Origin of the sequence: Bradyrhizobium sp. SHOUNA76, from assembly GCF_023006445.1 — a bacterium.
Classification (GTDB): Bacteria; Pseudomonadota; Alphaproteobacteria; order Rhizobiales; family Xanthobacteraceae; genus Bradyrhizobium.
Map to the genome: position 1 here is coordinate 1 of NZ_JALBHA010001029.1, position 760 is coordinate 760.

A 760-nucleotide genomic window follows, 5' to 3' on the forward strand; every position below is an offset into this window, starting at 1 on the left:
AAAAACGCGGCCTGGATCGAGATCAGGCGCCGCGCCCTCGGCGTTGCCGTGACCGTCGCCGAAGAGACGGAGGCCAGTTACGGCGCGGCGCTGCTCGCACTGCGAGGCGCCCCGCCATGACAGCCGACATCATCGACATCGAAGGTCTCGGCACGATCGCCGGCCACTTCGATCACGTACTGCTCGATCAATGGGGCACGCTGCACAAGGGCCAGGCCGTCTTTCCCCAGGCGCGCGACTGCGTTGCGCGCCTGCGCCAGGCCGGCAAGCGCATCCTCGTGCTGTCGAACTCCGGCAAGCGCGCCAGCAGCAATGCTGCGCGACTTGCCTCACTCGGTCTTTCCCCGGAGGCCTATGACGGCATCCTGACATCAGGCGAAGTCACGTGGCACGGCCTGAAGGCGCACGCGCAGGAGCCCTTCATCGGACTTGGCCAGAGCTGCTTCCTGATCGCGCGCGGCGGCGATAAGGCGATCGTCGACGGGCTCGACCTCGATCTCGTTACCGACATCGGGAAAGCCGATTTCATCCTGCTCGCAGGTCTCGATGACTCCGTGGCCGAGCCCGAATACTGGCGCGCGTGCCTGACCGGGGCCGTTGCACGCGGCCTGCCGATGTTGTGCGCCAATCCCGATCTCGCGATGTTCGGCGCCACCGGATTGATCCCGGCGCCCGGCGCATTGGCGCGCTTCTACGCGACGCTGGGCGGCCGTGTGACCTATGTTGGCAAGCCGCACGCGCCGATCTTCGCCGCGGCGCT

1 protein-coding gene is annotated in these 760 nt (G+C 67.2%); it reads left to right on the forward strand.

What is annotated here, in order from left to right; translation table 11 throughout:
• Window positions 1-116 precede the first annotated feature (116 nt).
• Window positions 117-760, forward strand: a 644-nt coding sequence (locus MOV74_RS39485; RefSeq protein ID WP_246933035.1) for a TIGR01459 family HAD-type hydrolase, incomplete at its 3' end; no start/stop codon positions are given.